Origin of the sequence: Enterobacter cloacae complex sp. IR5459, assembly GCF_049238005.1 — a bacterium.
Lineage (GTDB): Bacteria > Pseudomonadota > Gammaproteobacteria > Enterobacterales > Enterobacteriaceae > Enterobacter > Enterobacter hormaechei_C.
This window is the reverse complement of record NZ_JBMKIG010000006.1, coordinates 265,915-291,411: the sequence shown is the minus strand read 5'-3', so window position 1 is coordinate 291,411 and position 25,497 is coordinate 265,915. Positions and strand designations below refer to the sequence as shown.

At 57.3% G+C, this 25,497-nt stretch carries 18 protein-coding genes; 7 read left to right on the top strand and 11 right to left on the bottom strand.

Annotation, left to right across the window (positions count from 1 at the left end):
• Nucleotides 1-26 precede the first annotated feature (26 nt).
• From glnD to ACOTX4_RS15055, 3 genes are all read left to right on the top strand, one after another.
• Nucleotides 27-2,702 carry a bifunctional uridylyltransferase/uridylyl-removing protein GlnD gene (gene glnD / locus ACOTX4_RS15065; RefSeq protein WP_003856210.1) on the top strand — a complete coding sequence of 892 codons (2,676 nt, stop codon included), beginning with the start codon at nucleotides 27-29 and terminating at the stop codon, nucleotides 2,700-2,702.
• A 32-nt stretch (nucleotides 2,703-2,734) separates the two neighbouring features.
• Nucleotides 2,735-3,559: a 2,3,4,5-tetrahydropyridine-2,6-dicarboxylate N-succinyltransferase gene (gene dapD / locus ACOTX4_RS15060; RefSeq protein WP_003856214.1), complete on the top strand. Its 825-nt coding sequence runs from the start codon at nucleotides 2,735-2,737 to the stop codon at nucleotides 3,557-3,559.
• Between the two features lie 111 nt (nucleotides 3,560-3,670).
• Complete coding sequence (locus tag ACOTX4_RS15055; RefSeq protein WP_003856216.1) at nucleotides 3,671-4,057, top strand: DUF3461 family protein; 387 nt, start codon at nucleotides 3,671-3,673, stop codon at nucleotides 4,055-4,057.
• Nucleotides 4,058-4,130: 73 nt separating this feature from the next.
• Here ACOTX4_RS15055 and ACOTX4_RS15050 read toward each other — a convergent pair whose 3' ends face one another.
• The 3 genes from ACOTX4_RS15050 to dgt all read right to left on the bottom strand — a co-directional run bounded on the left by ACOTX4_RS15050 (nucleotide 4,131) and on the right by dgt (nucleotide 8,515).
• Nucleotides 4,131-5,288, bottom strand: a complete 1,158-nt coding sequence (locus tag ACOTX4_RS15050) for a CdaR family transcriptional regulator (RefSeq protein ID WP_003856217.1) — start codon at nucleotides 5,286-5,288, stop codon at nucleotides 4,131-4,133.
• Between the two features lie 146 nt (nucleotides 5,289-5,434).
• Nucleotides 5,435-6,868: a serine endoprotease DegP gene (gene degP / locus ACOTX4_RS15045; protein ID WP_003856219.1), complete on the bottom strand. Its 1,434-nt coding sequence runs from the start codon at nucleotides 6,866-6,868 to the stop codon at nucleotides 5,435-5,437.
• Between the two features lie 132 nt (nucleotides 6,869-7,000).
• A complete protein-coding gene (gene dgt / locus ACOTX4_RS15040) occupies nucleotides 7,001-8,515 on the bottom strand; it encodes a dGTPase (RefSeq protein ID WP_063937946.1) in 1,515 nt (504 codons plus the stop codon).
• Between the two features lie 82 nt (nucleotides 8,516-8,597).
• Between dgt and mtnN the strand changes: the two genes are divergently transcribed.
• The 3 genes from mtnN to ACOTX4_RS15025 are packed head-to-tail and all read left to right on the top strand — an operon-like array spanning nucleotide 8,598 to nucleotide 10,745.
• Complete coding sequence (gene mtnN / locus ACOTX4_RS15035) at nucleotides 8,598-9,296, top strand: 5'-methylthioadenosine/S-adenosylhomocysteine nucleosidase (RefSeq protein WP_003856223.1); 699 nt, start codon at nucleotides 8,598-8,600, stop codon at nucleotides 9,294-9,296.
• Nucleotides 9,289-10,098, top strand: coding sequence for a vitamin B12 ABC transporter substrate-binding protein BtuF (btuF, locus tag ACOTX4_RS15030; protein ID WP_032608538.1), 810 nt, complete (start codon nucleotides 9,289-9,291; stop codon nucleotides 10,096-10,098). Before mtnN ends, btuF begins: the two co-directional genes overlap by 8 nt.
• Nucleotides 10,099-10,121: 23 nt before the next feature.
• Complete coding sequence (locus ACOTX4_RS15025) at nucleotides 10,122-10,745, top strand: TRIC cation channel family protein (protein ID WP_003856227.1); 624 nt, start codon at nucleotides 10,122-10,124, stop codon at nucleotides 10,743-10,745.
• A gap of 58 nt (nucleotides 10,746-10,803) precedes the next feature.
• On the opposite strand, the gene erpA is transcribed toward ACOTX4_RS15025, so the two are convergent.
• Nucleotides 10,804-11,148, bottom strand: coding sequence for an iron-sulfur cluster insertion protein ErpA (gene erpA / locus ACOTX4_RS15020; protein ID WP_003856230.1), 345 nt, complete (start codon nucleotides 11,146-11,148; stop codon nucleotides 10,804-10,806).
• Between the two features lie 85 nt (nucleotides 11,149-11,233).
• A complete protein-coding gene (clcA, locus tag ACOTX4_RS15015; protein ID WP_032608537.1) occupies nucleotides 11,234-12,634 on the bottom strand; it encodes a H(+)/Cl(-) exchange transporter ClcA in 1,401 nt (466 codons plus the stop codon).
• A gap of 177 nt (nucleotides 12,635-12,811) precedes the next feature.
• Here clcA and hemL point away from each other — a divergent pair, with 177 nt between their 5' ends.
• The gene (hemL, locus tag ACOTX4_RS15010; protein ID WP_003856235.1) at nucleotides 12,812-14,092 is read left to right on the top strand and encodes a glutamate-1-semialdehyde 2,1-aminomutase; all 1,281 of its coding nucleotides are present in this window, start codon (nucleotides 12,812-12,814) and stop codon (nucleotides 14,090-14,092) included.
• 94 nt (nucleotides 14,093-14,186) lie between these two features.
• On the opposite strand, the gene fhuB is transcribed toward hemL, so the two are convergent.
• The 6 genes from fhuB to hrpB all read right to left on the bottom strand — a co-directional run bounded on the left by fhuB (nucleotide 14,187) and on the right by hrpB (nucleotide 25,451).
• Nucleotides 14,187-16,169 (bottom strand): Fe(3+)-hydroxamate ABC transporter permease FhuB, encoded by a 1,983-nt coding sequence (gene fhuB / locus ACOTX4_RS15005; protein ID WP_063937944.1) that lies wholly within the window; start codon nucleotides 16,167-16,169, stop codon nucleotides 14,187-14,189.
• The gene (fhuD, locus tag ACOTX4_RS15000) at nucleotides 16,166-17,056 is read right to left on the bottom strand and encodes a Fe(3+)-hydroxamate ABC transporter substrate-binding protein FhuD (RefSeq protein ID WP_048210793.1); all 891 of its coding nucleotides are present in this window, start codon (nucleotides 17,054-17,056) and stop codon (nucleotides 16,166-16,168) included. Before fhuD ends, fhuB begins: the two co-directional genes overlap by 4 nt.
• Nucleotides 17,056-17,853 carry a Fe3+-hydroxamate ABC transporter ATP-binding protein FhuC gene (gene fhuC / locus ACOTX4_RS14995; protein ID WP_003856242.1) on the bottom strand — a complete coding sequence of 266 codons (798 nt, stop codon included), beginning with the start codon at nucleotides 17,851-17,853 and terminating at the stop codon, nucleotides 17,056-17,058. The genes fhuD and fhuC overlap by 1 nt, the downstream gene beginning before the upstream one ends.
• 50 nt (nucleotides 17,854-17,903) lie before the next feature.
• Nucleotides 17,904-20,114: a ferrichrome porin FhuA gene (gene fhuA / locus ACOTX4_RS14990; protein WP_023299357.1), complete on the bottom strand. Its 2,211-nt coding sequence runs from the start codon at nucleotides 20,112-20,114 to the stop codon at nucleotides 17,904-17,906.
• 237 nt (nucleotides 20,115-20,351) lie between these two features.
• Nucleotides 20,352-22,877: a bifunctional glycosyl transferase/transpeptidase gene (gene mrcB / locus ACOTX4_RS14985; RefSeq protein WP_032608531.1), complete on the bottom strand. Its 2,526-nt coding sequence runs from the start codon at nucleotides 22,875-22,877 to the stop codon at nucleotides 20,352-20,354.
• Nucleotides 22,878-23,021: 144 nt separating this feature from the next.
• On the bottom strand, nucleotides 23,022-25,451 hold the full coding sequence (gene hrpB, locus ACOTX4_RS14980; protein WP_045330986.1) for an ATP-dependent helicase HrpB: 2,430 nt from the start codon (nucleotides 25,449-25,451) through the stop codon (nucleotides 23,022-23,024).
• Between the last annotated feature and the right edge of the window lie 46 nt (nucleotides 25,452-25,497).

Genomic DNA, 25,497 nt, shown 5'->3' with positions numbered 1-25,497 from the left:
TAGCTTTTTCTTATGGGTGGCGCACGATGAGTAATCTCTTACCCGAACAGTATGCTAACACAGCACTTCCCACCCTCCCCGACCAGCCTGATAACCCGGGCGTCTGGCCACCGCATGAACTGACCTGCGCGCATATCAAAGCCCACATGGAGGTTTTCCATCGCTGGCTGGGAAGCGCATTTGACGCAGGCGTTTCGGCCGAGCAGCTCATTGAAGCGCGCACCGAATTTATCGACCAGCTCCTGCAACGTCTCTGGATCGACTACGGTTTCGGACAGGTGAGCGACGTCGCGCTGGTTGCTGTTGGCGGCTATGGCCGGGGTGAACTGCATCCGCTCTCTGATATCGACCTGCTGATCTTAAGCCGTAAAAAACTGCCGGACGATCGGGCGCAGAAAATCGGTGAACTGTTGACCCTGCTCTGGGACGTAAAGCTGGAAGTGGGCCACAGCGTACGCACGCTGGAAGAGTGTCTGCTGGAAGGATTATCTGACCTGACCGTCGCCACCAACCTGATTGAAACCCGTCTGCTGATTGGCGACGTCGCGCTGTTCCTGGAGCTGCAAAAACACATCTTCAGCGACGGCTTCTGGCCGTCAGAAAAGTTCTTCGCCGCGAAAGTCGAGGAGCAAAACCAGCGCCACCAGCGCTACCACGGCACCAGCTATAACCTTGAGCCTGACATTAAAAGCAGCCCCGGTGGCCTGCGCGATATACACACGCTGCAATGGGTTGCCCGTCGCCATTTTGGGGCAACATCGCTGGACGAAATGGTCGGGTTTGGTTTTCTGACCGAAGCCGAACGTAACGAACTTAATGAGTGTCTGCATCTGCTGTGGCGCATCCGTTTTGCCCTGCACCTGGAAGTCACCCGCTACGATAACCGCCTGCTGTTTGACCGACAGCTCAGCGTGGCGCAGCGCCTGAATTACCAGGGCGAGGGCAACGAGCCGGTCGAGCAAATGATGAAGGATTTCTTCCGCGTCACCCGCCGCGTCTCTGAGCTGAACCAGATGCTGTTACAGCTGTTCGATGAGGCGATCCTCGCGCTGACGGCAGACGAAAAACCGCGTCCGATTGATGACGAATTTCAGCTGCGCGGCACGCTGATCGATCTGCGCGACGAAACGCTGTTCATTCGCGAACCGGAAGCGATCCTGCGAATGTTCTATACCATGGTGCGCAACAGCACGATCACCGGGATCTACTCCACTACCCTGCGTCATCTGCGCCATGCACGACGTCATCTGAAGCAGCCGCTGTGTTACATCCCGGAGGCGCGCTCGTTGTTCCTGAGCATGCTTCGTCATCCGGGCGCCGTCAGCCGCGGACTGCTGCCAATGCACCGTCACAGCGTGCTGTGGGCCTATATGCCTCAGTGGTCGCATATTGTCGGGCAGATGCAGTTCGACCTGTTTCACGCCTATACGGTGGATGAGCACACGATCCGCGTCATGCTGAAGCTGGAAAGTTTCGCTAAAGAAGAGACGCGATCCCGCCATCCGCTGTGCGTTGATCTGTGGCCACGTCTGGCACACCCGGAGCTGATCCTGATCGCTGCTCTGTTCCATGATATCGCCAAAGGTCGCGGCGGCGACCACTCCGTACTCGGTGCCCAGGACGTGCTGAAATTTGCCGAGCTGCACGGCCTGAACTCGCGTGAAACGCAGCTTATCGCCTGGCTGGTTCGCCATCATCTGCTGATGTCGGTTACCGCTCAGCGTCGTGATATTCAGGATCCGGAAGTGATCAAGCAGTTCGCCGAGGAAGTGCAAACGGAGAACCGACTGCGCTACCTGGTCTGCCTGACGGTAGCCGATATCTGCGCCACCAACGAAACCCTGTGGAACAGCTGGAAGCAGAGCCTGCTGCGCGAGCTGTATTTCGCTACCGAAAAACAGCTGCGTCGCGGGATGCAGAATACCCCGGACATGCGCGAGCGTGTGCGCCACCATCAGTTGCAGGCGCTGGCCCTGCTGCGCATGGATAACATCAACGAAGAGGCGCTGCATCAGATTTGGGCGCGCTGTCGCGCCAACTACTTTGTGCGCCACAGCCCAAACCAGCTTGCCTGGCACGCCCGGCATCTGCTGAAGCACGACCTGACGAAACCGATGATTCTGCTTAGCCCGCAGGCCACACGCGGCGGGACGGAGATCTTTATCTGGAGCCCGGACCGGCCTTATTTGTTTGCAGCGGTCTGTGCCGAGCTGGACAGGCGTAACCTGAGCGTTCACGACGCGCAGATTTTTACCACCCGCGACGGCATGGCGATGGACACCTTTATTGTGCTGGAGCCGGACGGCAGCCCGCTATCGTCGGACAGGCATGAGGGGATACGCTTTGGCCTTGAGCAGGCGATTACGCAGCGCAGCTGGCAACCTCCGCAGCCGCGCCGTCAGGCGGCAAAACTGCGCCACTTTACCGTCGATACCGAGGTCAATTTCCTGCCGACCCATACCGACCGTAAATCGTTCCTTGAGCTGATTGCGCTCGACCAGCCAGGGCTACTCGCCCGCGTCGGCCAGGTTTTTGCCGATCTGGGAATTTCGCTTCACGGCGCCCGAATTACAACGATTGGCGAACGAGTAGAAGATTTATTTATAATCGCGACGGCCGACCGGCGTGCCCTTAATAATGACCTGCAACTTGAAGTGCAACAACGGTTGACAGCAGCCCTCAATCCAAACGATAAAGGGTGACGTGTTTTTTAGTGAAATGGAAAGAGTAAACAATGCAGCAGTTACAGAACGTTATTGAGTCCGCTTTTGAGCGTCGCGCCGACATCACTCCGGCAAATGTGGATACCGTGACCCGTGAAGCGGTAAACCAGGTTATTTCCCTGCTGGATTCCGGCGCGCTGCGCGTGGCAGAAAAAATCGACGGTCAGTGGGTTACTCATCAATGGCTGAAGAAAGCTGTGCTGCTCTCTTTCCGCATCAACGATAACCAGGTTATCGACGGAGCAGAAAGCCGCTACTTCGATAAAGTGCCAATGAAATTTGCGGATTACGACGAAGCGCGCTTCCAGAAAGAGGGCTTCCGCGTAGTACCACCGGCAGCCGTTCGTCAGGGGGCATTCATCGCACGCAACACCGTGCTGATGCCATCCTACGTGAACATCGGCGCCTACGTTGACGAAGGCACCATGGTGGACACCTGGGCTACCGTCGGCTCCTGCGCGCAGATCGGTAAAAACGTTCACCTGTCCGGCGGCGTGGGCATCGGTGGCGTTCTTGAGCCACTTCAGGCTAACCCAACCATCATCGAAGACAACTGCTTCATCGGCGCACGTTCCGAAGTGGTTGAAGGCGTGATCGTCGAAGAAGGTTCTGTGATCTCCATGGGCGTGTACATTGGCCAGAGCACCCGTATTTACGATCGCGAAACCGGTGAAATTCACTACGGCCGCGTTCCAGCCGGTTCCGTTGTGGTTTCCGGCAACCTGCCGTCTAAAGATGGCAAATACAGCCTGTATTGCGCGGTCATCGTGAAAAAAGTGGACGCGAAAACGCGCGGTAAAGTAGGCATCAATGAACTGCTGCGCACCATCGATTAATCGGGTATAACAAAAAGCGGGGGCAACCCCGCTTTTTTTATATCCGAAGGTGGCGAAAATAGATTTTTTCGTTAATTATTCATAGGTTATGTTGAGATCAAGGGTACCGCTATGTACGATAATCTGAAAAGTCTGGGCATTACCAATCCTGATGAAATTGATCGTTATAGTCTTCGCCAGGAAGCCAATAACGATATTTTGAAAATCTATTTTCACAAGGACAAAGGAGAGTTCTTCGCCAAAAGCGTGAAGTTTAAATACCCTCGCCAGCGTAAGACCGTTGTCGCTGACGGTATCGGTCAGGGATATAAAGAAGTACAGGAAATCAGCCCTAACCTGCGCTACGTGATCGACGAACTCGATCAAATCTGCCAGCGCGATCGCAGCGAAGTCGATCTGAAACGTAAGATCCTTGACGACCTGCGTCACCTGGAAAGCGTAGTCACCAATAAGATCAGCGAGATTGAAGCGGATCTTGAGAAATTGACGCGGAAATAAGTTATTCCGGTGCGGTCTGATGCCCTCACCCCGGCCCTCTCCCACAGGGAGAGGGTGAAAACCGCACACAACCTTATCTCTGCTCATCCAGCTGCAACGCCACATACAGCAGTAGCCGGTCGTCAAAATTCCCTAAATCCAGCCCCGTCAGTTCCGAGATCCGGTTAAGCCGATACTCCAGCGTATTACGGTGAATAAACAGCGCTTTTGACGTTGCCAGCGGCTGCACGTTATGCCGGAACCACGCCTGCAACGTGCGGCGCAGCAGTCCGTTATTGTCCATCGCTTTCAGACGCACAAGCGGACGCGCCAGCTCGTTGGCCTGCCAGCCACCGCGCAGGCTGTCGAGCAGGACCGGCAGCATCAGATCCTGATAGAAATAACTGCGGCTCTCCGGCATGCGCTGTTTACCCACCATCATGGTGGTGCGCGCCGTTCGCCATGAACGGGCGATACTCCCCGGCCCGGTAAAGTAATTTCCCAGCGCGACGCGAAAACGGAGCTGTCCGTTCTCCTTCATGCGCTCGATGAGCAGCTCAACGCGGCGACGATGATCTTCCGCGTCCCAGCGGCCAAACTGATTAAGCGCAGGCTTGAGCACCACCATTTCCGTTAAAGAGACGATTGCCACCAGGTTGTTACGCTCCGGCGTCGCCAGCATGTTTTGCAGCTGCTGTAGCTCCACCATGGCGCTGTCCACGCCAAGCTGGCCGCTATCCACCTCAATAACGGCAACCACGCGCGGCTGATTCAGGTCGATACCCAGACGCTGCGCCCACTCGCTCAGGGCAGGCGTATGCTCCTCCGCCTGAATCAAATTCATCACCAGCTCTTCGCGCAGGCGGCTGTCCTGGGCGAGCAGGTGCATCAGACGCGACTGCTCCAGCATCATCTCCGCCGTCATGCAGACCAGCTCACCGTATTTACGCAGCGATTCAGGATCGCCGGTCAGACCGATAACGCCAACAATCTCTCCTTCCAGACGCAGCGGCAGGTTGATCCCCTGACGAACCCCGTGCAGATGTTTCGCCACGGCGTCATCGATGTCGACCACGCGCCCCTGAGAGAGCACCAGCAACGCCCCTTCGTGCAATTCCCCAATACGCTCACGATCGCCGCTGCCGATAATGCGCCCACGGGCATCCATTACGTTGATATTGGTATCAATGATGCGCATGGTTCGCGCCACGATATCCTGCGCCATTTTGGTATCAAGATGCCAGCCAGCCATAAAACCCTCCCGTGAGCAGAGCTCAAGCATAGGGAAGTTCAGCTAAGGCTGCATTGTGCAGATGCCCAAAGGCAGAGAGAGATGTATGGAGTTGTGGGAAAGGTCACAGAAACGAGAAAGCCCCTGCGAACAGGGGCTTAAGATGATTACTGCATCAGGAGATAAATAGAAGTATCACCACGCTGAATATTCAGTGCCAGCACGGACGGCTTGCTGTCGAGAATTTTGCGCAGTTCAGCGATGTTTTTCACCGGCTGCTGGTTAGCGCCCATGATCACATCACCTTTTTTCAGGCCGATACGGGCAGCAGGTGAGTTTGCTTTCACGTTGTTCACCACCACGCCTTTATCTGCCCCTTTGTTGCTCATCTCAGCACCTTCAATACCGCTGAAGATGGTGCTGGAATCCACCTGATTCTGACTGCTCTGTTGCAGTTCCAGGCTCACGTTAACCGGCTTACCTTCACGCAGCAGGCCGAGGGTCACTTTACTGCCGATTGGCATAGAACCCACTTCCGCACGCAGGGCGGCAAAGCTGCTGATCGGTTTACCGTTCAGCGAAGTGATCACGTCACCCGCTTTAATGCCGGCTTTCGCCGCCGAGGAGTTCGGCATGACCTGGCTTACGAATGCGCCGCGCTGAGCGTCTACTTTCATTGCTTTCGCCAGCTCGGAGTTCAGCTCGGTACCCATGATACCCAGCTCACCGCGTTTCACCTGTCCATATTGCACCATCTGCGCAGTCAGGTTTTTCACCATGTTGCTCGGGATAGCAAAGCCGATACCGATGTTGCCACCGTCCGGTGCCAGGATAGCGGTGTTGATACCGATCAGTTCACCATTCAGGTTAACCAGCGCACCGCCGGAGTTACCACGGTTAATGGCCGCATCCGTCTGGATGAAGTTTTCATAGTTTTCCGCATTCAGGCCGCTACGTCCCAGCGCCGAGACGATACCCGAGGTCACGGTTTCGCCCAGACCAAACGGGTTACCGATGGCGACGGTGTAGTCACCCACGCGCAGCGCGTCAGAGTCGGCAAGCTTAATCGCCGTCAGGTTCTTCGGATCCTGGATTTGAATCAGCGCGATATCGGAGCGCGGGTCTTTACCGACCACTTTGGCATCGAATTTACGGCCATCGCTCATCTGCACCTTAATGGTGTTAGCATTATCCACCACGTGGTTATTGGTCACCACGTAGCCTTTGGCTGCATCAATAATCACGCCCGAGCCGAGTGCCATGAATTTCTGCTGCTGGCCGCCGCCCATGCCGTCATCCCCTGCACCGCCGCCCTGACAGAACGGGGAGCTCTGGAATGGCGAACCGTCCTGGCAGAATGGCGAATTGTCGCCGAAGAACTGCTGGAAATTACGCGGCATACGCGGCGTATTGACGGTTGTGCTGCCCTCAACGTTAATACTCACCACCGATGGCATCACTTTTTCGAGCATCGGGGCCAGGCTTGGCATCTGCTGCGCAGTCGCTGCCGAGGAAGCTGTCTCGGCCGCCGTCGCCAGAGGGGACAGCGCTAAACCTAAACTCAGAGCCAGTGCACTCATTGCTAATGTGGTTTTTTTCATGTTTCTCAATCTCGATTTACCAGATAACGCAAAATTGCTGTGTAACTCAGATTCGTTTTATACCGCTTAGTTCCGGGATTAAGTTTATGGAAAAAGTAAAAATTTATTGGTCGTCTTTACAAAACTCATGGCTTATTCAACGGCCATAAGCTTGCGGTATTCATCCCAGGCATACAAATCTGTCATCCCGCTGATATAGTCCTGGATAAGACGACAGCGATAATAATATTCCATGACTGGCCATTGGGAAGAATGACGTTCTATTTTACTGACGGCTTCAATGTATGCCAGCCGGTGGCGCGTTGAAAGCTTCTGATAGAGACGAGATTCAATCGGCAGGCGGCGAACACGTTCATTTTCGACCAGCTCGCTAAACTCATCGACCGTCAGCTGGAGCAGCGGGCCATAAATCTCCAGCAACCCGCTGATAACCCGGTATCCTTGCAGCTCCAGCTGCTCGACATCCGGGTGGCTGAAAACATGGCGAACAGCCACGTTTTTATATAATTCAAGAAGCTGGCTAAAACTGCTCTCATCTTCCAGCAGGGCGTGATTAAATTCCCCGCTAAATATCATCGGCAAATTATCAATGAAACGGGCGGCTGCATACGGCACCAGTTTATTCAGCGTGTTTACTCGCAAATACATAAAGAACTGATCTTCGGTACTGCGGCTCAGCGAATTTGAACGCGATTTATCCCAGGCATTCTCGACGACCTGCGCAAACAGAGAACCTTTTTCATGCTCTCCCCAGGCATCATGAAGATGCTGATACAGCTCCTCGACGCTGAATATTCTTTTTTCCACCGCGTCTTCCAGATCGGCCACGCAATAAGAAATGTCATCAGCCGCTTCCATAATCCATGTCAATGGAAAACGGCCATTGGGGGTCAGAGACAGTTCTTTACGCAACCGCGCGATATATGCTTCTTCCGATAAGTAATAGCCCGGTTTTTTCATCAGGTAGCTATGCGTGGCGGGCGTTTCTCCGGTCCACCACGCGGGACGCGTGTATTTAAGAATACAGCCCACCTGGGCCCAGGTCAGATTCATCCGCATCAGGGAGTGCACCAAACGGATCCCCTGCGCGTTACCTTCGAAATGACACAGATCCTGGCGCACCTTACGGCGCAGATCGTTCAGGCTATCTTCACCTTCACGCAGGCGTAAATCGCGTACCACACAGCGGTCATCGCTGAGCGGCTGGCTTATGGCATCAGAGGGAAAAAGCCGCTGTTTAAACCAGTCATTGATGGCGGCCTCGCCGAAATGACCAAAGGGAGGATTGCCGATATCGTGCATCAGGCAGGCCATCTCAACGATGCTTTCGAACGGGCCGGTCAGTTCATCCAGTCCGTAGGTTTCCAGCAGACGTTGCTCTTTAAGGCGGCTGAGGATCTCTTTCGCAATGTAGCGCCCCACCTGCTGCACTTCCATGGAGTGCGTTAACCGCGTACGCACCGCGGCGTTACGCTCCAGCGGGAACACCTGGGTTTTTTGCTGTAACCGGCGGATGGCGGGCGAATTGATGATGCGTCCGCGATCGCTTTCAAAAATGCGCAGGATCTCATGTTCGCTCTTATCGCCCTGTGGCGAACGGAAACGTCGGTGCCAGTTAATTTTGGTGCGAAAATCGATTGGTGCCATGTGCTCCCCCGCGTGAGAATGCGTTTCCCCTTAACCGCATGATAGACTATGCATCTTAACAAGGCACATCGCGAGTAAATCTATGAAAATCGGCATTATTGGTGCAATGGAAGAAGAAGTTACGCTGCTGCGTGACAAAATTGAGAACCGTCAGACCCTCTCCCTCGGTGGCTGTGAGATCTACACCGGCCAGCTGAACGGTGTTGACGTGGCTCTGCTGAAATCAGGCATCGGTAAAGTTGCAGCGGCACTGGGCGCGACCCTGCTGCTTGAGCGCTGCAAGCCTGACGTTATCATTAATACAGGTTCTGCGGGCGGTCTGGCGCCGACGCTGAAAGTGGGCGATATCGTGGTTTCCGACGAAGCGCGTTACCACGATGCAGACGTCACCGCATTCGGCTACGAATATGGTCAGCTTCCGGGCTGCCCGGCCGGGTTTAAAGCGGATGATAAGCTGATTGCCGCCGCTGAAAGCTGCATCAACGAGCTGAACCTCAATGCGGTGCGTGGCCTGATCGTCAGCGGCGATGCCTTTATCAACGGCTCTGTTGGTCTGGCGAAAATCCGTCATAACTTCCCGCAGGCTGTGGCCGTTGAGATGGAAGCCACGGCCATTGCGCACGTGTGCCATAACTTCAGCGTGCCGTTCGTGGTCGTTCGCGCGATCTCTGACGTAGCGGACCAGCAGTCCCACATCAGCTTCGACGAGTTCCTGGCCGTTGCGGCCAAGCAGTCCACCGTGATGGTGGAAACCCTGGTGCAGAAACTGGCGCGTGGGTAAGGTGTCATTCAGGGCGCTGGTCGCCCTGCTTCTGTTCGCTCCGGCCTGGCTCATCGCCGCGCCGCGGGTGATCACACTCTCCCCTGCCAATACGGAACTGGCGTTTGCCGCCGGGATCACGCCCGTTGCGGTGAGCAGCTTTTCCGATTATCCACCGCAGGCCGCCCAAATCGAACAGGTTGCCACCTGGCAGGGAATGAATCTGGAACGCATCGTTGCGCTAAAGCCCGATCTGGTACTCGCCTGGCGCGGCGGTAATGCCGAACGGCAGGTAAACCAGCTCTCTTCGCTGGGAATAACGGTTAAATGGGTGGACGCGGTGAGCATCGAACAGGTGGCGCAAACCCTCCGTGACCTCGCGCCCTTCAGCCCTACCCCCCAACGCGCCGGACAGGCTGCACAGCAGATGCTCAACGACTATGCCGCGCTAAAAGCCCGATACGGCACGCAACCGAAACAACGCGTTTTTCTGCAATTTGGCAGCCAGCCGCTGTTCACTACCGGGAAAGGTTCGATCCAGAACCAGGTGCTTGAAACCTGTGGAGGTGAAAATATCTTTGCCGAAAGCCGGGTCCCCTGGCCCCAGGTCAGTCGTGAGCAGGTTCTGGCGCGACAACCGCAGGCCATTGTGGTGGTCGGAAATGCGAGCGAGATTCCTAAAATAGAACAATTCTGGCATCGGCAGCTTAAAATTCCGGTCATCGCACTCAACAGCGACTGGTTTGAACGCGCCAGCCCGCGTATTATCCTCGCCGCAAAACAACTCTGCGCCGAACTGGCAGAGAGTCACTCAAACAGATAAATACCCCCTTCGAGGATTTAACGATGCTCGTGTATTGGCTGGATATTCTTGGCACAGCCGTTTTTGCTATCTCCGGCGTTTTGCTTGCCGGAAAACTACGCATGGATCCTTTTGGCGTACTGGTGCTCGGCGTCGTTACGGCGGTGGGAGGCGGAACGATCCGCGATATGGCGCTGGCAAATGGCCCGGTATTTTGGGTAAAAGATCCCACGGATCTGGTGGTGGCGATGGTCACCTGCCTGTTAACCATCGTGCTGGTTCGTCAGCCTCGCAGACTGCCAAAATGGATATTACCGGTGCTGGATGCCGTCGGTCTGGCGGTCTTTGTGGGAATAGGCGTGAACAAAGCCTTTATTGCCGGGACTGGCCCGCTGGTGGCGATCTGCATGGGGGTGTTAACTGGCGTGGGCGGAGGGATTATTCGCGACATACTGGCGCGAGAAGTCCCGATGATCCTGCGAACGGAAATCTACGCGACGGCCTGTATCATCGGGGGGATCGTTCACGCCACGGCGTATTACACCTTTGCTGTCCCGCTGGAGAATGCGGCGATGCTGGGGATGGTGGTCACGCTGGTGATCCGTTTAGCGGCGATACGCTGGCACCTGAAGCTGCCGACCTTTGCGCTGGATGAAAATTCAAGATAGGTGTCGTTTATAAGCCCGGTAGCGCTTCGCTTACCGGGCCTACAATCTGCGTCCAGGCTTAAATACTGAACGAAGAACCACACCCGCAGGTGCTGGTCGCATTCGGGTTAGTCACCACAAAGCGCGAACCTTCCAGACCTTCAGTGTAGTCCACTGAACCGCCCACCAGATATTGCAGGCTCATCGGATCAACCACCAGCGCGACGCCCTGTTTCTCGATAGTCATATCACCATCGTTAACCTGGTCGTCAAAGGTAAAACCATACTGGAAGCCACTACAGCCGCCGCCGGTAATATAAACACGCAGTTTCAGATCCGGATTGTCCTCGTCGGCAATCAGGGTTTTCACTTTTTTCGCTGCTGCTTCGGTAAATTCCAGCGGCAACGCTACGTCATCACTCATCTTATGCTCCCATGAATACTGCGACTGCTATTGGGCAAAAATCACCCAATTCTTTTTGTCATTATCTAATACCCTGGTAATTCATTCAAGTATTCTGCTTCAGGGCCTGTTCAGCTTCCTGTTTCGCCAGGGTACGGGCAAGAATGGTGGAGTATAGCGGTTTTCCACCCAGGAATTGGGCTAATAGTGTCGCGCCGAGACAGGTAATGATCATTGGCAAAATGAGCTGGTAATTGTCGGTCATTTCCAGCACCAGTACGATCCCGGTAAGCGGCGCGCGCAGGGAGGCCGCCAGCAGCGCCCCCATTCCCGCCACCGCAAACGTCCCCGCGTCCAGATGATAGGCCGGGAAGCCAACCGCTGCCGCCATGCCAAACGCCGTGCCCAGCAGCGTTCCCAGCGCCAGCATCGGGGCAAATATGCCGCCCGGTGCGCCGGAGGAGAAACACAGCACGGTCGTGATAACCCGCGAGATAAACATAAACAGCAGCAGCCCCACGCTGAAATTCCCCGCCGCGGCAATGGGAATCAGGCCGAAACCGCCGCCCGCCGCGTTCGGTTCGATGAAGCCGAGGATCCCGCACACGCCGCCAAGCAGGCCCCCCACCAGCACCCATTTCGTGGTATTTCCGCCATGGATGCGCTGAAACATATCCTGAGCCCGTAAAATCAGGGTGTTAAAAAGCGGGCCAACGACGCCAAAAATCATCCCAAGAACCAGATACAGCCACAAAGTATTGACCGGCGCATTGGTCAGCTTGCCAACTTCAATCACCGCCCCTTCGCCATTAAAGACGCGAAAGACAATGCTCGACATAATCACGCCGGTAAACACCGCTTTAATGGAGATCAGGTTGTAGCGGAACTGGGCGCGCATCTCTTCAATGATAAACAGGATACCCGCCAGCGGCGCGTTAAACGCCGCAGACAGCCCCGCCGCCGCCCCCGTCGCCAGCAACGTATGCCGTGCTTCGGCGCTGCGCATACGGAACAGATCGCCGACCATGCGCCCGACGTTACCGCCCAGCTGTACCGTTGGCCCTTCCCGACCGAGCACCATGCCCGCCCCGAGCGTTCCCATCCCGCCGATAAATTTCACAGGAAGTACCCGCCACCAGCGAACCGGGCGTAGCTCCTCCAGCGCCCCCTCAATTTCCGGGATCCCCGAGCCGCCCGCTTCGGGTGCGAATTTACGTACCAGGAAATAGCCCACCATGGCAAACAGGGCCGAAAGGCCAAAGGCCCACACCCAGACCAGCCATTCCCGATCCGCAAAGCTGGCGACGGTGCCTATGCGCCAGTTGAGCACCGCGTTGACGGCTTTTTCAAACGCGACGCCCACGAGACCGGCCAGCGTGCCCACAACGGCAGCTGCCAGCAGAATGGCCAACGGGGTTTTGTCACGGTTGAGCAGCCGCCGGATGCTGACCCGGCGCTTCGCGCGCGTAAACTGCTGTTGTTCAAAAGACGGAGTGTTCTCGTTCATTACCTTTTCTGTTTCGTCATACAAATGGCCGCATGGATTTTACCAGAGACAATCCCCTCGTCCCCTGAAAAATACTTAACAATTGTTAAGCCTTCTGAGGGGCAAAAATTTTATAACCTCTTCCGAATCACTTAGAATAGTTGCCTTAACTTATTTCTACGAACCAGGAACGACGCCATGAGCAAGTCTGAAAACCTCTACAGCGCAGCCCGCGAGCTTATCCCAGGCGGCGTAAACTCACCGGTGCGCGCCTTTACCGGCGTGGGTGGCACCCCGCTGTTTATCGAACGTGCGGATGGCGCATATCTGTATGATGTGGATGGTAAAGCCTATGTCGATTACGTCGGCTCCTGGGGCCCGATGGTACTGGGCCACAACCACCCGGCGATCCGCAACGCGGTGATTGAAGCCGCTCAGCGCGGCCTGAGCTTCGGCGCGCCAACCGAGATGGAAGTTAAAATGGCGGAGCTGGTCACCGAGCTGGTGCCAACGATGGACATGGTGCGTATGGTGAACTCCGGTACGGAAGCGACCATGAGCGCCATCCGTCTGGCGCGCGGCTTTACCGGCCGTGACAAGATTATCAAGTTCGAAGGCTGTTACCATGGCCACGCCGACTGCCTGCTGGTAAAAGCCGGTTCCGGCGCGCTGACGCTCGGTCAGCCTAACTCTCCGGGCGTGCCGGCTGACTTCGCAAAACACACCCTCACCTGCACCTATAACGATCTGGACACCGTTCGCGCGGCGTTCGAGCAGTATCCGCAGGAGATCGCCTGCATTATCGTCGAACCGGTGGCGGGCAACATGAACTGTATCCCACCGCAGCCTGACTTCCTGCCGGGCCTGCGCGCACTGTGCGATGAGTTCGGCGCGCTGCTGATCATCGACGAAGTGATGACCGGTTTCCGCGTCGCACTGGCGGGGGCGCAGTCATACTACGGCGTCGAGCCGGATCTGACCTGCCTCGGCAAGATCATTGGCGGCGGCATGCCTGTCGGCGCGTTTGGCGGCCGTAAGGACGTAATGGACGCGCTGGCGCCAACCGGTCCGGTTTACCAGGCGGGTACGCTCTCCGGTAACCCGATTGCGATGGCGGCGGGCTTTGCCTGTCTGACCGAAGTGGCGCAGCCGGGCATCCACCAAACCCTGACGGACCGGACGACGCAGCTGGCAAACGGTCTGCTGGAAGCCGCAGAAGACGCGGGTATTCCGCTGGTGGTAAACCACGTCGGCGGGATGTTCGGGATTTTCTTCACCGAGGCGAAAACCGTGACCTGCTATCAGGACGTGGTGAAATGCGACGTGGAACGCTTCAAACGCTTCTTCCACCTGATGCTGGAAGAAGGCGTGTATCTGGCCCCGTCAGCGTTTGAAGCGGGCTTTATGTCCGTGGCACACAGCGAAGAAGATATCAATAACACCATCGACGCAGCGCGTAAGGTGTTTGCGAAGCTGTAAAATGTGCGGCCTGATGCCCTCACCCCAGCCCTCTCCTTCAAGGGAGAGGGAGCAAACACTAAAACGGCAATCTAAGGATTGCCGTTTACTTTTATTACCGACTCTGCTTTCTCAACAGATATATAAAGTACGGCGCGCCGATAAAGGTCGACAGCAGGCCCGCCGGGATCTGATACGGGAACAGCACCATCCTTCCGCACCAGTCAGCAAAGACCAGGATCGCCCCGCCCGTCAGCGCAGAGATCACGATATGTGGCAAAGTCCTGCGGAAGCCCATCATACGGGCGATATGCGGCGCCATTAATCCGACAAAACTGAGCGGGCCGATAGTCATGGTGGCCGTCGCCGTCAGGCACGCGGCCAGCAGCAGCAGGGCGATGCGCGTTGGCGTCAGCGCCACCCCGACCACGCGAGCGGTATCCCCACCCAGCGGCAGAATGGTCATCCAGCGACGGCACAGCGGCACAATCGCCAGCAGCACGATCATCACAATCCCGGTATGCACCACCTGACTGCCGGTGGCGTTGTATGTTGAACCGGAAATCCAGGTCAGGATCTGCGCCATGCGCGGATCGCCGCTCGCCTGCAACATCATCAGCAGCATGGTAAACGCGGTGCTCAGCGCCATCCCGGCCAGCAGCATGCGGTGAGGCGAGAAACCGCCGCGCCCGGAGGCGATCAGGATAATCATCAGCGTCGCCGCCGCACCGATACTCCCGGCAGGCATCAGCCAGCCGAAGGCATTCCCCGGCACGAGAAACAGCATCAACACCACGCCAAACGCGGCGCCGGAACTGATGCCCAGGACTTCCGGGCTTGCCATCGGGTTACCGGTGAGACGCTGGATAATACAGCCCGCCACCGCCAGCATGACGCCCGCAATCAGCGCGGAGAAGATCCGCGGCCAGCGCCACTGCATGAGTTCATGCAGCAAATCCCCCGTCGCCCAGTGCCAGCCCGTGGCGTCGCGTCCCAGCGAGAGTGCGGCAAACGAGGCGATAACCAGCACTGCCAGTCCGGCAAGGCTGAACCACACCACCGACTGACGCTCAGCATGTACTTTATCGCCGGCATCCATTGCCGGGGCGCTAATGCTGCGCAGGCGCGGCAAGAGCCACAGCAGCAGCGGCGCGCCGATCAGGGCCGTCACCGAGCCCGTGGAAACTTCCATCCAGACGCGCGCCAGCCAGAGAATGAGCTGATCGGAAAGCCAGAGGATCAGCGCACCAATCAGCGGCGCCAGCATCAGGCGCGCCAGCAGACGGCGTGCGCCGAGCATTTTTGCCAGCAGCGGCGCAAACAGGCCGATAAAGCCGATGATGCCGACGGCGTTAACCAGTAACGCGCTGAGCACAATCGCCAGGGTCAGGGCCGCCAGACGCGCCAGCGACAGCGCCAGCCCGAGATTGCGCGCCACGCCGTCGTCCAGGCCCATCAGCGTGAGCGGACGCAGCAGCAGCAGTGTCAGCACCACGCCGCCAAACAGCTGCGGCCACAGGCGCTGAACGATACTCCAGTCGGTCTGGGTGAGCGTGCCGGTACTCCACATAAACATGCTTTGCAACTGGTCGTGGTGAAACAGCACCAGCAGCTGGTTGATCGCCCCACAGTAGAGGCTGACGACCAGCCCCGCGAGGATCAGCGTGACCGGCGAGAGACGTTTTCCCCAGGCCACGCCAAAGACCAGCGCACCGACCACGCATGCGCCTGCCAGCGCGGCAAACTGCGAGGTTAACGCTCCCGGCAGGGTCCAGAGAGTGGTGATGGTGATCCCCAACTGAGCCCCCGTCGCCACGCCCAGCGTGGTCGGCTCCGCCAGCGGGTTACGTAGCACCTGCTGAAACAGTACGCCCACCAGTCCCAGTCCCGCCCCGACCAGCAGGGAGATAGCCAGACGCGGCAGCAGGCTGTAGTGGAACAGCATTTGCTGAATATTATCGATATCCGGTGCGGCAAACGCGGCTGCCCACTGATCGCGCGGCAACGCCGTGGTCAGGTTAAAGCCGGTTAACGCCAGGGCAGCCAGAAAAATGATTGCTAACAGTAACATCGGGAAACGGGCCATACGCGTGCTCATGCCTTGCCTCCCAGTGCATTGTCCAGCACGCGGGCAAAATGCATGGCCGACAGCGTCGCGCCGTAGAACCATACCGCTGGCGCGCGCAGGAAGCGCTGCTCGCGGACGAACGGCATTGCCTGCCAGAGCGGAGTCGCCATCAGGGTTTGCATCTCGCGCTCATTGCCGTGGTCAAAGCACAGCACGTCCACATCACGAAACGCCGCCAGACGGTCAATCCCCACGGCGGTACTGCCCCAGAACGTCATCTCGCCTTCCCAGGCATTGCGAATGCCAAAGCTGTCGAGCACTTCCTGGAACAGACAGTTATTTCCAAAGACCAGCATATGGCGGGCATCCAGCAGGGTCACCATCAGCAAAGGCCGATCGCCACGGTGGGCAAAGCGCGGCTTGAGGGAATCAATCAGCGCATCAAATTCATCGAGATGTTTTTTCGCCTCAGCCTCACGGTTGAGGAACTGCGCCATCTCGTGGATGGAATTTTTTGCCATGGTCAGCGGCTTTTTACCGTCGCTAAAGGAAAAGCCCCGTCCGGGCGCAATCTTCGCCATGGTCTCTTCCGACGGACCATACCCCGCAGACCAGAATAAATAAGACGGTTTCATCTGGGTGAGAAGCTCAAGGTTCGGCTCCGTACGCAGACCGATGTCGATGACGGAGTCCGGCAGTTTTGGCTCATTCACCCACAGGGTGTAGTTGGGAATATCGGCCACACCGTAAGGCGTCACGCCCAGCGCCATCATCAGTTCAACGGGCAACCACTCCAGCGCCACGATGCGGTGCGGATCGATAGCCGCAGCGCGGGCCGGGCCCATCTTTAACAGCAGCGGTGAGAGCGCCATGGCCGTCAGCAGGCGACGGCGGCTAATGAATGTTGAATCCAGCATCAGTAGACAAAGCTCACGGGTGCAGCCCCGGCCGGGTGAGGCAGGATGCCCATAGGAATACCGTAGATATGTTCCAGCGTTTCGCTACGCATCAGTTCGGCAGGCGTACCCTGAGCGATCATTTCACCGCCGCGCAGCGCTACCAGATAGTCGCAATAGCGTGCCGCCATGTTGATATCATGCAGAACGGCAATCACCGTCAGGCCGCGCTGCTGGCTTAAGCGATGCACCAGCGCCAGGACGTCAACCTGATGAGCAATATCCAGCGCCGACGTGGGTTCGTCGAGCAGCAGGCAGCGGCTGTCCTGCGCCACCAGCATTGCGATCCATGCGCGCTGACGCTCGCCACCGGACAGGCTATCCACCAGACGGTGCGCCAGCGGTTTTAATCCCACCAGCGCGATCGCCTCTTCCACTTTCTCTCTGTCAGCAACGCCAAAACGCCCGAGCGCACCGTGCCACGGATAACGTCCAATCGCCACCAGTTCGCGCACCGTCATCCCCTCCGCCTGCGGCAACTGCTGCGGCAGATAGGCCACCTTGCGGGCAAAGGCCTTACTGCTCCAGCTCGCCAGCGGCTGGTCATCCAGCAAAATGTCGCCCTCGGACGGTGGCTGATGACGGCCCAGCATCTTCAGCAGCGTCGATTTACCGGAACCATTGTGCCCGATTAAACCGGTCACTTTACCTGCGGGAAACGTCAAAGAGAGCGGATGCAGCAAGGTGCGCCCGGGTACGCGAAAGGAGAGATTGTTGAGCGTGAAGGTGGAGTCGGATTGCGTTTTGTTATCCTGCATGTCAGCCAACTTAAATAAAAAGGGCACGGCGAACCGTGCCCATAAAGAGGTTAGAAGCGGAAGGTCGCCGTGGCAACAACCTGGCGTCCTGCTCCCCAGTAGCATGCATACTCGCTGTAGCAGCTGGAGACGTATTCACGGTCAAAGATGTTGTTCACGTTGACGCCGACGGAAGAGCCCGGCAGACCGAAGCGCGCCAGATCGTATTTCACGGTCGCATCCGCCAGGGCATAACCCGCGACGTTAAAGGACTCATAGGCTTTAGGCGACGCTGAGGAGTAGTACGTCACCGTGTTACCGATGTAACGCGCGCCTGCACCGACGGTCAGGCCACTCAGCGCCGTCTCGTGGAAGGTGTAATCCGCCCACAGGGATGCCATGTTGCGCGGTACTTCTGCCGGACGACGACCTTCATACCAGGTATCGTGGGTATATTCCGCATCGGTGTAGCTGTAGGCCGCCGTCACGTTCACATTAGCCGACACCGCCGCTTTCGCTTCCAGCTCAAAGCCACGGGAGCGGATTTCACCGCCCTGCACGCTAAAGCCGCTGGTCGGGTTCGCCGGATCGGCGGTCAGGTTATTGTTCTTGGTCAGCTGGTATACCGCTGCCGTCACCACAACAGGCAGATCTTTTGGAACATACTTCACGCCCGCTTCATATTGCTTGCCGCGTGCCGGATCGAACGGTTTACCACCCTGAGTAGTGCCAGAGAGCGGTTCGAAAGATTCACTGTAGCTGAAGTATGGTGTAATCCCGTTATCGAACAGGTAGTTAATCCCCCCGCGCCAGGTAAATGCCTGATCGTTAATTTCCGCGGTGGTTCCGTTATTACGGTTGAAGGCAGACGTTTTCGCAAAGTCATAGCGGCCACCCAAGGTGAGTACCCACTTATCCCATTCCGCCTGATCCTGCGCATAGAGCCCGGTCTGCTCCTGGCGATTGAGCATGGCATACGGGAAGTTCACATTAACGTTCGCATTGCCGTGCTGCGGATTGTTCATACTGATCGGATCGGCGGTACCGTAGTCAGCATCAATGTCATTGCGCATACGAAGGTAATCCACACCTGTCAGCAGGGTATGGTCAACGGCGCCGGTCGCGAATTTCGACTGGAGCTGTGTATCAACCGTGAACGAGTTGAGGTCTTCATCTGAGCGCACGTACGCGCGGCTGATCTGGGCCGGGGCGATATAGCCGTTACCGTAAACTGAACGGTAAAGCGTGTTGATTTTGGTATAACGCAGGTTCTGACGCACGGTGAAGGTGTCGTTGAATTCATGCGCGAAGCTGTAACCCACCATTTTCTGACGACGGGAGATTTTATTGTCTTCATCGCCTTCGTTGAAGTCGGTCGGCAGTTTGTGCGCTTTTCCGTTAGCATCATAGTAAGGCACAACGGTACCTTCACGCGGCAGCCAGCCGTAGTAACCCGCATCCGGATCGCTCTGGAAGTTGCTCAGGAAAGTGAAATCGGTTTTATCATCAGGGCGCCAGCTGAAAGACGGCGCAATCGCGTAACGAGTAGACTTCACCATTTCCTGCTGCGCATTTTCACTGCGCCCCAGACCGGTCAGACGGTAGGACCACACGCCGTCATCGTCAATCGCGTCGCTGAAATCAAACCCGGTCTGCCAGAGGTTATCCGTCCCCATTTTGAACTGAATTTCTTTCAACGGTTCCGTAGTTGGACGCTTGCTGACCATACTCACTACGCCGCCAGGATGGCTTTTGCCATACAGTACAGACGTCGGGCCACGCAGCAGCTCTACGCGCTCAAGGAAGTACGGGTCCATGGACGCTTCAGAGTAGTTGTCTCCCTGCAACTTCATACCATCCAGATACTGGTTGGTATTCACGGTGCTGGAGGTCGTGAAACCACGAATCGAAACCACATCGTAAGTTGTTGATGCGCCGCGCGTTGCGAAAACACTTGGGGTATAGGCCAGCGCCTGTTTAACTGTTCCCGGCTGTTTCATGTCCATCTCTTCACGTGTAACCACGGAAATAGACTGCGGGGTTTTCTCGATCGGTGTATCGGTTTTCGTCGCCGTTGCAGTGCGCTTTGCTGCAATCGTCGGTGCAGGACCCCAGGCACTTTCCTGTGCAGCCGGTGCGGCAGTCACGGTGATGGTTTCTTCTTTCTTGGGGGTTTCAGCGGCCTGTGCGTAAGCAGACATGCCGGCAACCGCTGTGGCTACGACGGCTGCGATTTTACGCAGCGACGTGTTAATTGGCTGAGCAGTATTGGAAAGCGCCATGATGGATCTCTGATGAAAAAGGTGAATGATAACGTAAACGAGAATTATTATTATGACCGCAGAATAATATGCGAAACGCTGACGGCATAGCAAGCGATATGCGGCCCTACAAGAATTAAGGGTTTAAGAAATAATCAACGGAAAATGGGTCGTTAATAAGGGTTGAAAATGGGGTTAAGGAAATGAGTTGCCGAGGTGAAAAAATACCCCCTTCCCGGGAAGGGGGTATCAGTAGGGTTAGTTCCCGCCGAACATATCCTTGATCCAGCCGGCGACGCCGTCGCTGTCTTTCTTCTCTTCCTGCTGCTGCGGCTGTTGCTGCTGCGGCTGCTGAGGTTGAGAAGACTGATCGAACGGGTTACCTGTCGGTTCTTCTGGCTGGCTTTGCTGGCACAGCGCATCCGGGTTGGTCGTCCAGACCGGCAGCGTACGCACGCCACCGCCGCAAATGAAGTTACCCGAGCTGTCCACGCCCATATCGACGATATCTTCCGGAGCAACGAGGTTCAGCGGCACCGGAGACTGATTCGCGAGGTAGCGCTGGTAAATCGACATCGCACCGCTCGCGCCATACAGTTTGGTCGGCTGGTTGTTATCGCGCCCCACCCAGGTGATGACCACTTCACGACCATCAATACCGGCGAACCAGGTATCGACATTGTTGTTGGTGGTCCCGGTTTTACCCGCCAGATGCAGACCAGGATACTTCGCCCCCAGCTGACGACCGGTACCGCGCTGAACCACCTGCTGCATGGTCCACAGCGTCATATAGGCCGCCTGTGCCGGAACAGCGCGCTCCGCCTGCGGGAAGCTCTGATACAGCACGGAGCCATCTTCGGCAATCACCGAACGCAGAGCGGAGAGCGGCGCTCGGTTACCGCCGCTGGCGATGGTCTGGAACGCCTGCGCCACTTCGATTGGCGTCAGGTTAAGCGCCCCCAGGATCATCGCTGGCACAGGGTGCAGCTGATCTTTCGGTACGCCCAGCTTCTGCCAGGTGTCGGTGATGGCTGGCAGGCCCAGCGCCATCCCGAGGTTAACCGTTGGCACGTTCATCGAGCGGGTTAACGCATCCACCAGCATCACCTGACCGCTGAACTGTCTGTCATCGTTCTGCGGTGACCATACCTGGCCGTTAGGCTGGCGCAGGGAGATTGGCGCATCGGCAATCCAGGTGTTCAGTCGATAGAGGTTCGGCTGGCTCAGCGCGGTCAGATAAGTCGCCGGTTTTGCCAGTGAACCAATCGAACGACGCGCCTGCATTGCGCGGTTATAGCCCGCATACTGTGGCTCAGCACCGCCCACCATGGCACGAACTTCGCCGGTGTTACGGTCAACCACTACCATCGCGGTTTCCAGATCGCTCAGCTTACGCTGCTTTTTCAGCACCGGAATACCTTCTACCGCCGCTTTTTCTGCCGCATCCTGCGCCACGGAATCAAAGGTGGTAAAGATCTTCACGCCTGAGAGATCTTTCACTTTATCTCCGAGCTTCGACTGCAACTCCTGACGCACCATCTGCATAAAGGCAGGCTGCGGAGAGATCACCCCACCGCGCGGCTGAACGCCCAGCGGACGTGCGCTCAGCATGTCGTACAGCTCCTGGTCAATCACCTGCTGTTGTTGCAGCAGACGCAGCACCAGGTTACGACGCTCCAGCGCCAGTTTCGGGTTACGCCACGGGTTGTAGATCGACGCGCCTTTCACCATGCCCACCAGCAGCGCCTGCTGGTCAAGGCTCAGCTCTTCTACCGGACGGCCAAAGTAGTACAGGCTCGCCAGCGGGAAGCCGCGGATCTCGTTATCGCCGCTCTGACCGAGGTACACCTCGTTCATGTACAGCTCAAGAATACGATCCTTGCTGTAGCGCGCATCCATCAGCACGGCCATGTACGCTTCGTTGGCTTTACGCCAGTAAGAGCGCTCGCTGGAGAGGAACAGGTTTTTCACCAGCTGCTGGGTCAGGGTACTCGCCCCCTGCACCGTACGCCCGGCGGTCAGGTTCGCCAGTACCGCACGACCAATGGAGTAAAGGCTAATACCGTCGTGCTCGTAGAAGTGGCGATCTTCGGTTGCCAGCAGGGTATCCACCAGCAAATCCGGGAAGCCGTTACGCGCCACGAACAGCCGCTGTTCGCCGTTTGCGGACGACAGCATGGTGATGAGACGCGGATCGAGACGGAAGAAACCGAACTGGCGATCGTTATCCATGTTCTCAATGGTTTCCAGACGATCGCCGTCAAAGGTCAGACGCGCGCGAACCTGCCCTTCTTTACTGTCCGGGAAGTCGAACGGACGGCGGATCATCTCAATACTTTTCGCCTGGACGGTAAATTCGCCTGGACGGGTCATTTTCGTGACCTGACGATACTGCGTGGCTTGCAGCAGCTTCACCATCTCGTTCTTGCTGATGGACATGTCCGGCTCAAGGTTCACCATGCGGCCGTATACTGCCGCAGGCAATTGCCAGACTTTCCCGTCAATACGGCTGCGGATCTTCTGATCCAGATAAACGCCGTAAATCGCGATCAGGACAACAAAAACAATGAACAGCTTCAGCAGCAGCCAGAACCAGCCGCGCTTACCACGAGGCTTACGCCCTTTGCCTTTCCCTTTACGCGGCATCGGTTCTTCATCCTCATAATCGTCTTCATAGTCATCGTCATACTCCTCATCTCTGAGGCGACGACGGCTTACCTTTTCTTTCGCCGGACGCGTCGGCTTTCCCTTACGTCCTATTGGCTCGCGGTCATTCCCCGCCATGCTTTTTCTCCGCAACATTCAGGCGCAAAGGCCAGATTTTCTTATCTTGCACAGGTCAGTGAAAGAAGAAATCTCTCAAAGTTTGTTTCTCCCTCTCCCTGTGGGAGAGGGCCGGGGTGAGGGCATCAGCCCGCACTTTCCCCATTACGAATATTTTTTCGTGCGCCGTGTCGGCGCGGTATTCGCCGGATCGTCCGGCCAGACGTGTTTGGGATATCGCCCTTTCATCTCTTTCTGCACTTCACGATAGCTCCCCGCCCAGAACGCTCCCAAGTCGCGGGTGATCTGCAAGGGACGATGCGCAGGCGAAAGCAGCTCAAGCACTAACGGCACACGGCCTTCAGCAATGGACGGCGTGGTGGCCTCACCAAACATCTCCTGCATCCGAACCGCCAGCGCCGGCGGATTATCCTCATGATAACGAATGGCAATCCGGCTCCCGGTTGGCACAGTGTAATGCCCAGGCAGTTCACTATCCAGACGTTGACGTAACGACCAGTCCAGTAAATTCTGTAACGCAGCCTTAACATCAAGCGCCTTCAGGGCGCGCAGCGAGTGTACGCCGCTCATCTGCGGCAACAGCCACTGTTCAAGCGTCGCGAGCAGCGTCTCATCATCCACAGCTGGCCACCCCTGTTCCGGCAGCCACTTCGCGGCGCAGTGCAGACGTATACGATATTGTTCAGCCTCCGGCGTCCAGTTCAGTACGCTCAGCCCTTTTTCCCGAATGCCATTCAGCATCGCCTGGTGTAACTCTTCCTCCGACGGCTTCGCCAGCGGTTTCGTCCCGAGCGTCAGTTTGCCAATCTGGCTACGACGGAACGCCTTCAGCGTGCCCTGGGTATCATCCCATTCCACGATGTCAGATTGCTGAAGCAGCTGCGGGCAGGTACGCGTCAGGACGTCAATATCCACGGCAACCGCCTGTAAAATACGCGCGTCCGGGGAGTGGCTCCCCTGGAGTAAGAGCGGCGCGATCAGCCATTCATGACGCGTCAGGGCGTCATCGCTGTCCAGCATCGCGCCCATCCCATTTGCCAGCTGATAGCGACCATCCAGCCCGCGACGGCGCGCGATTCTGTCCGGGAAGGCCTGGGCCAGCAGAGGGATAACTTTATCGCTGTCAGGCGAACCGCCCCGGCAATTCAGGCGTTTACACAGCTGCTGCGCCCGCTGTTGCCAGTTTCCCTGATGGCGTGAAAAGGCCTGTCCCAGATCGCTGCCGCCACCGCGCGGCGGCTCCTCAAGAATAGCCGCCAGTTTTGCCGCCGTGGCAATTTCATCGTCGCCCTGTGCTGCCACCAGCATTGCCGCCAGACGTGGATCGTTGCCCAGCGCCGCCATTTTCTGGCCGCGCGCCGTCAGTCGCTCGCCTTCCAGCGCGCCAAGCTGGGTCAGCAGGCTGCGCGCGGCGGAAAGGTTGACGACAGGCGGAGGATTAAGCCAGGTGAGCTGGTCAGGGTCCGGACAGCCCCACTGCATCAGATCCATCACCAGTCCGGAGAGATCGCTTTGTAAAATCTCAGGCGTGCTCTGGAATGCCGCACGCTCCGCCTGCTCGGCGCTGGTTAAATGCAGGCAAATACCCGGCTCAAGACGCCCTGCTCGCCCTGCGCGCTGCAACATTGAGGCCTGGCTGATGCGCTGCGTCAGCAGCCTGGTCAGCCCGGAACGCGGATCAAAACTGGCCACCCTCTCCAGCGTACTGTCCACCACCAGGCGAATGCCTTCGATGGTCAAACTGGTTTCCGCGATATTGGTTGCCAGCACCACTTTGCGCTGCCCCGCCGGTGCGGGAAGGATCGCCTTGCGCTGGTCAGCCAACGGCAGCGCGCCGTAGAGCGGGCACAGCATAACGTCACTGTTCACCCGGGATGCCAGCTGCTCCTGTACGCGCTGGATTTCGCCTACGCCGGGTAAAAACAGCAGCAGCGAGCCGGGCTCCTGGCGGAGCAATTCAGCGGTGGCGATGGCAACCGCTTCGTCAAAACGCTGATGGGCAGGCAGCGGCTGATAGCGGCGCTCGACCGGGAACGCACGCCCTTCAGAGGAGATCATCGGCGCGTCAGGGAGCGTCTGCCGGAGCCGCTCGTTATCCAGCGTCGCCGACATAATCAGCAGCCGAAGGTCGTCGCGCAGCCCCTGCTGAACGTCGAGCAGCAGCGCAAGGGCCAGATCGGCCTGGAGGCTGCGCTCGTGAAATTCATCAAGGATCACCAGCCCGACGCCGGTCAGCTCCGGATCGTTTTGCAACATACGGGTAAGAATACCTTCGGTGACCACTTCCAGCCGCGTGGATGGTCCAACACAGGTTTCGGCGCGCATCCGGTACCCTACCGTCTCGCCCGGTTTTTCATTCAGCAGTTCCGCCAGGCGCTGCGCCACATTGCGCGCCGCCAGCCTGCGCGGCTCCAGCAGGATAATTTTCCCGCTGATGTTCCCATCGCGCAGAATTTGCAGGGGCAGCCAGGTGGATTTACCCGCTCCGGTGGGCGCGCTGAGCAAAACCTGTGGCGCATGTTCTAAGGCTGCGAGTAGCTCAGGAAGGACGACGGCGACGGGCAAAGAGGACACTTACGGCTCCAGAGGGTTAACATTAATCGGCGTACATTGTAGCATC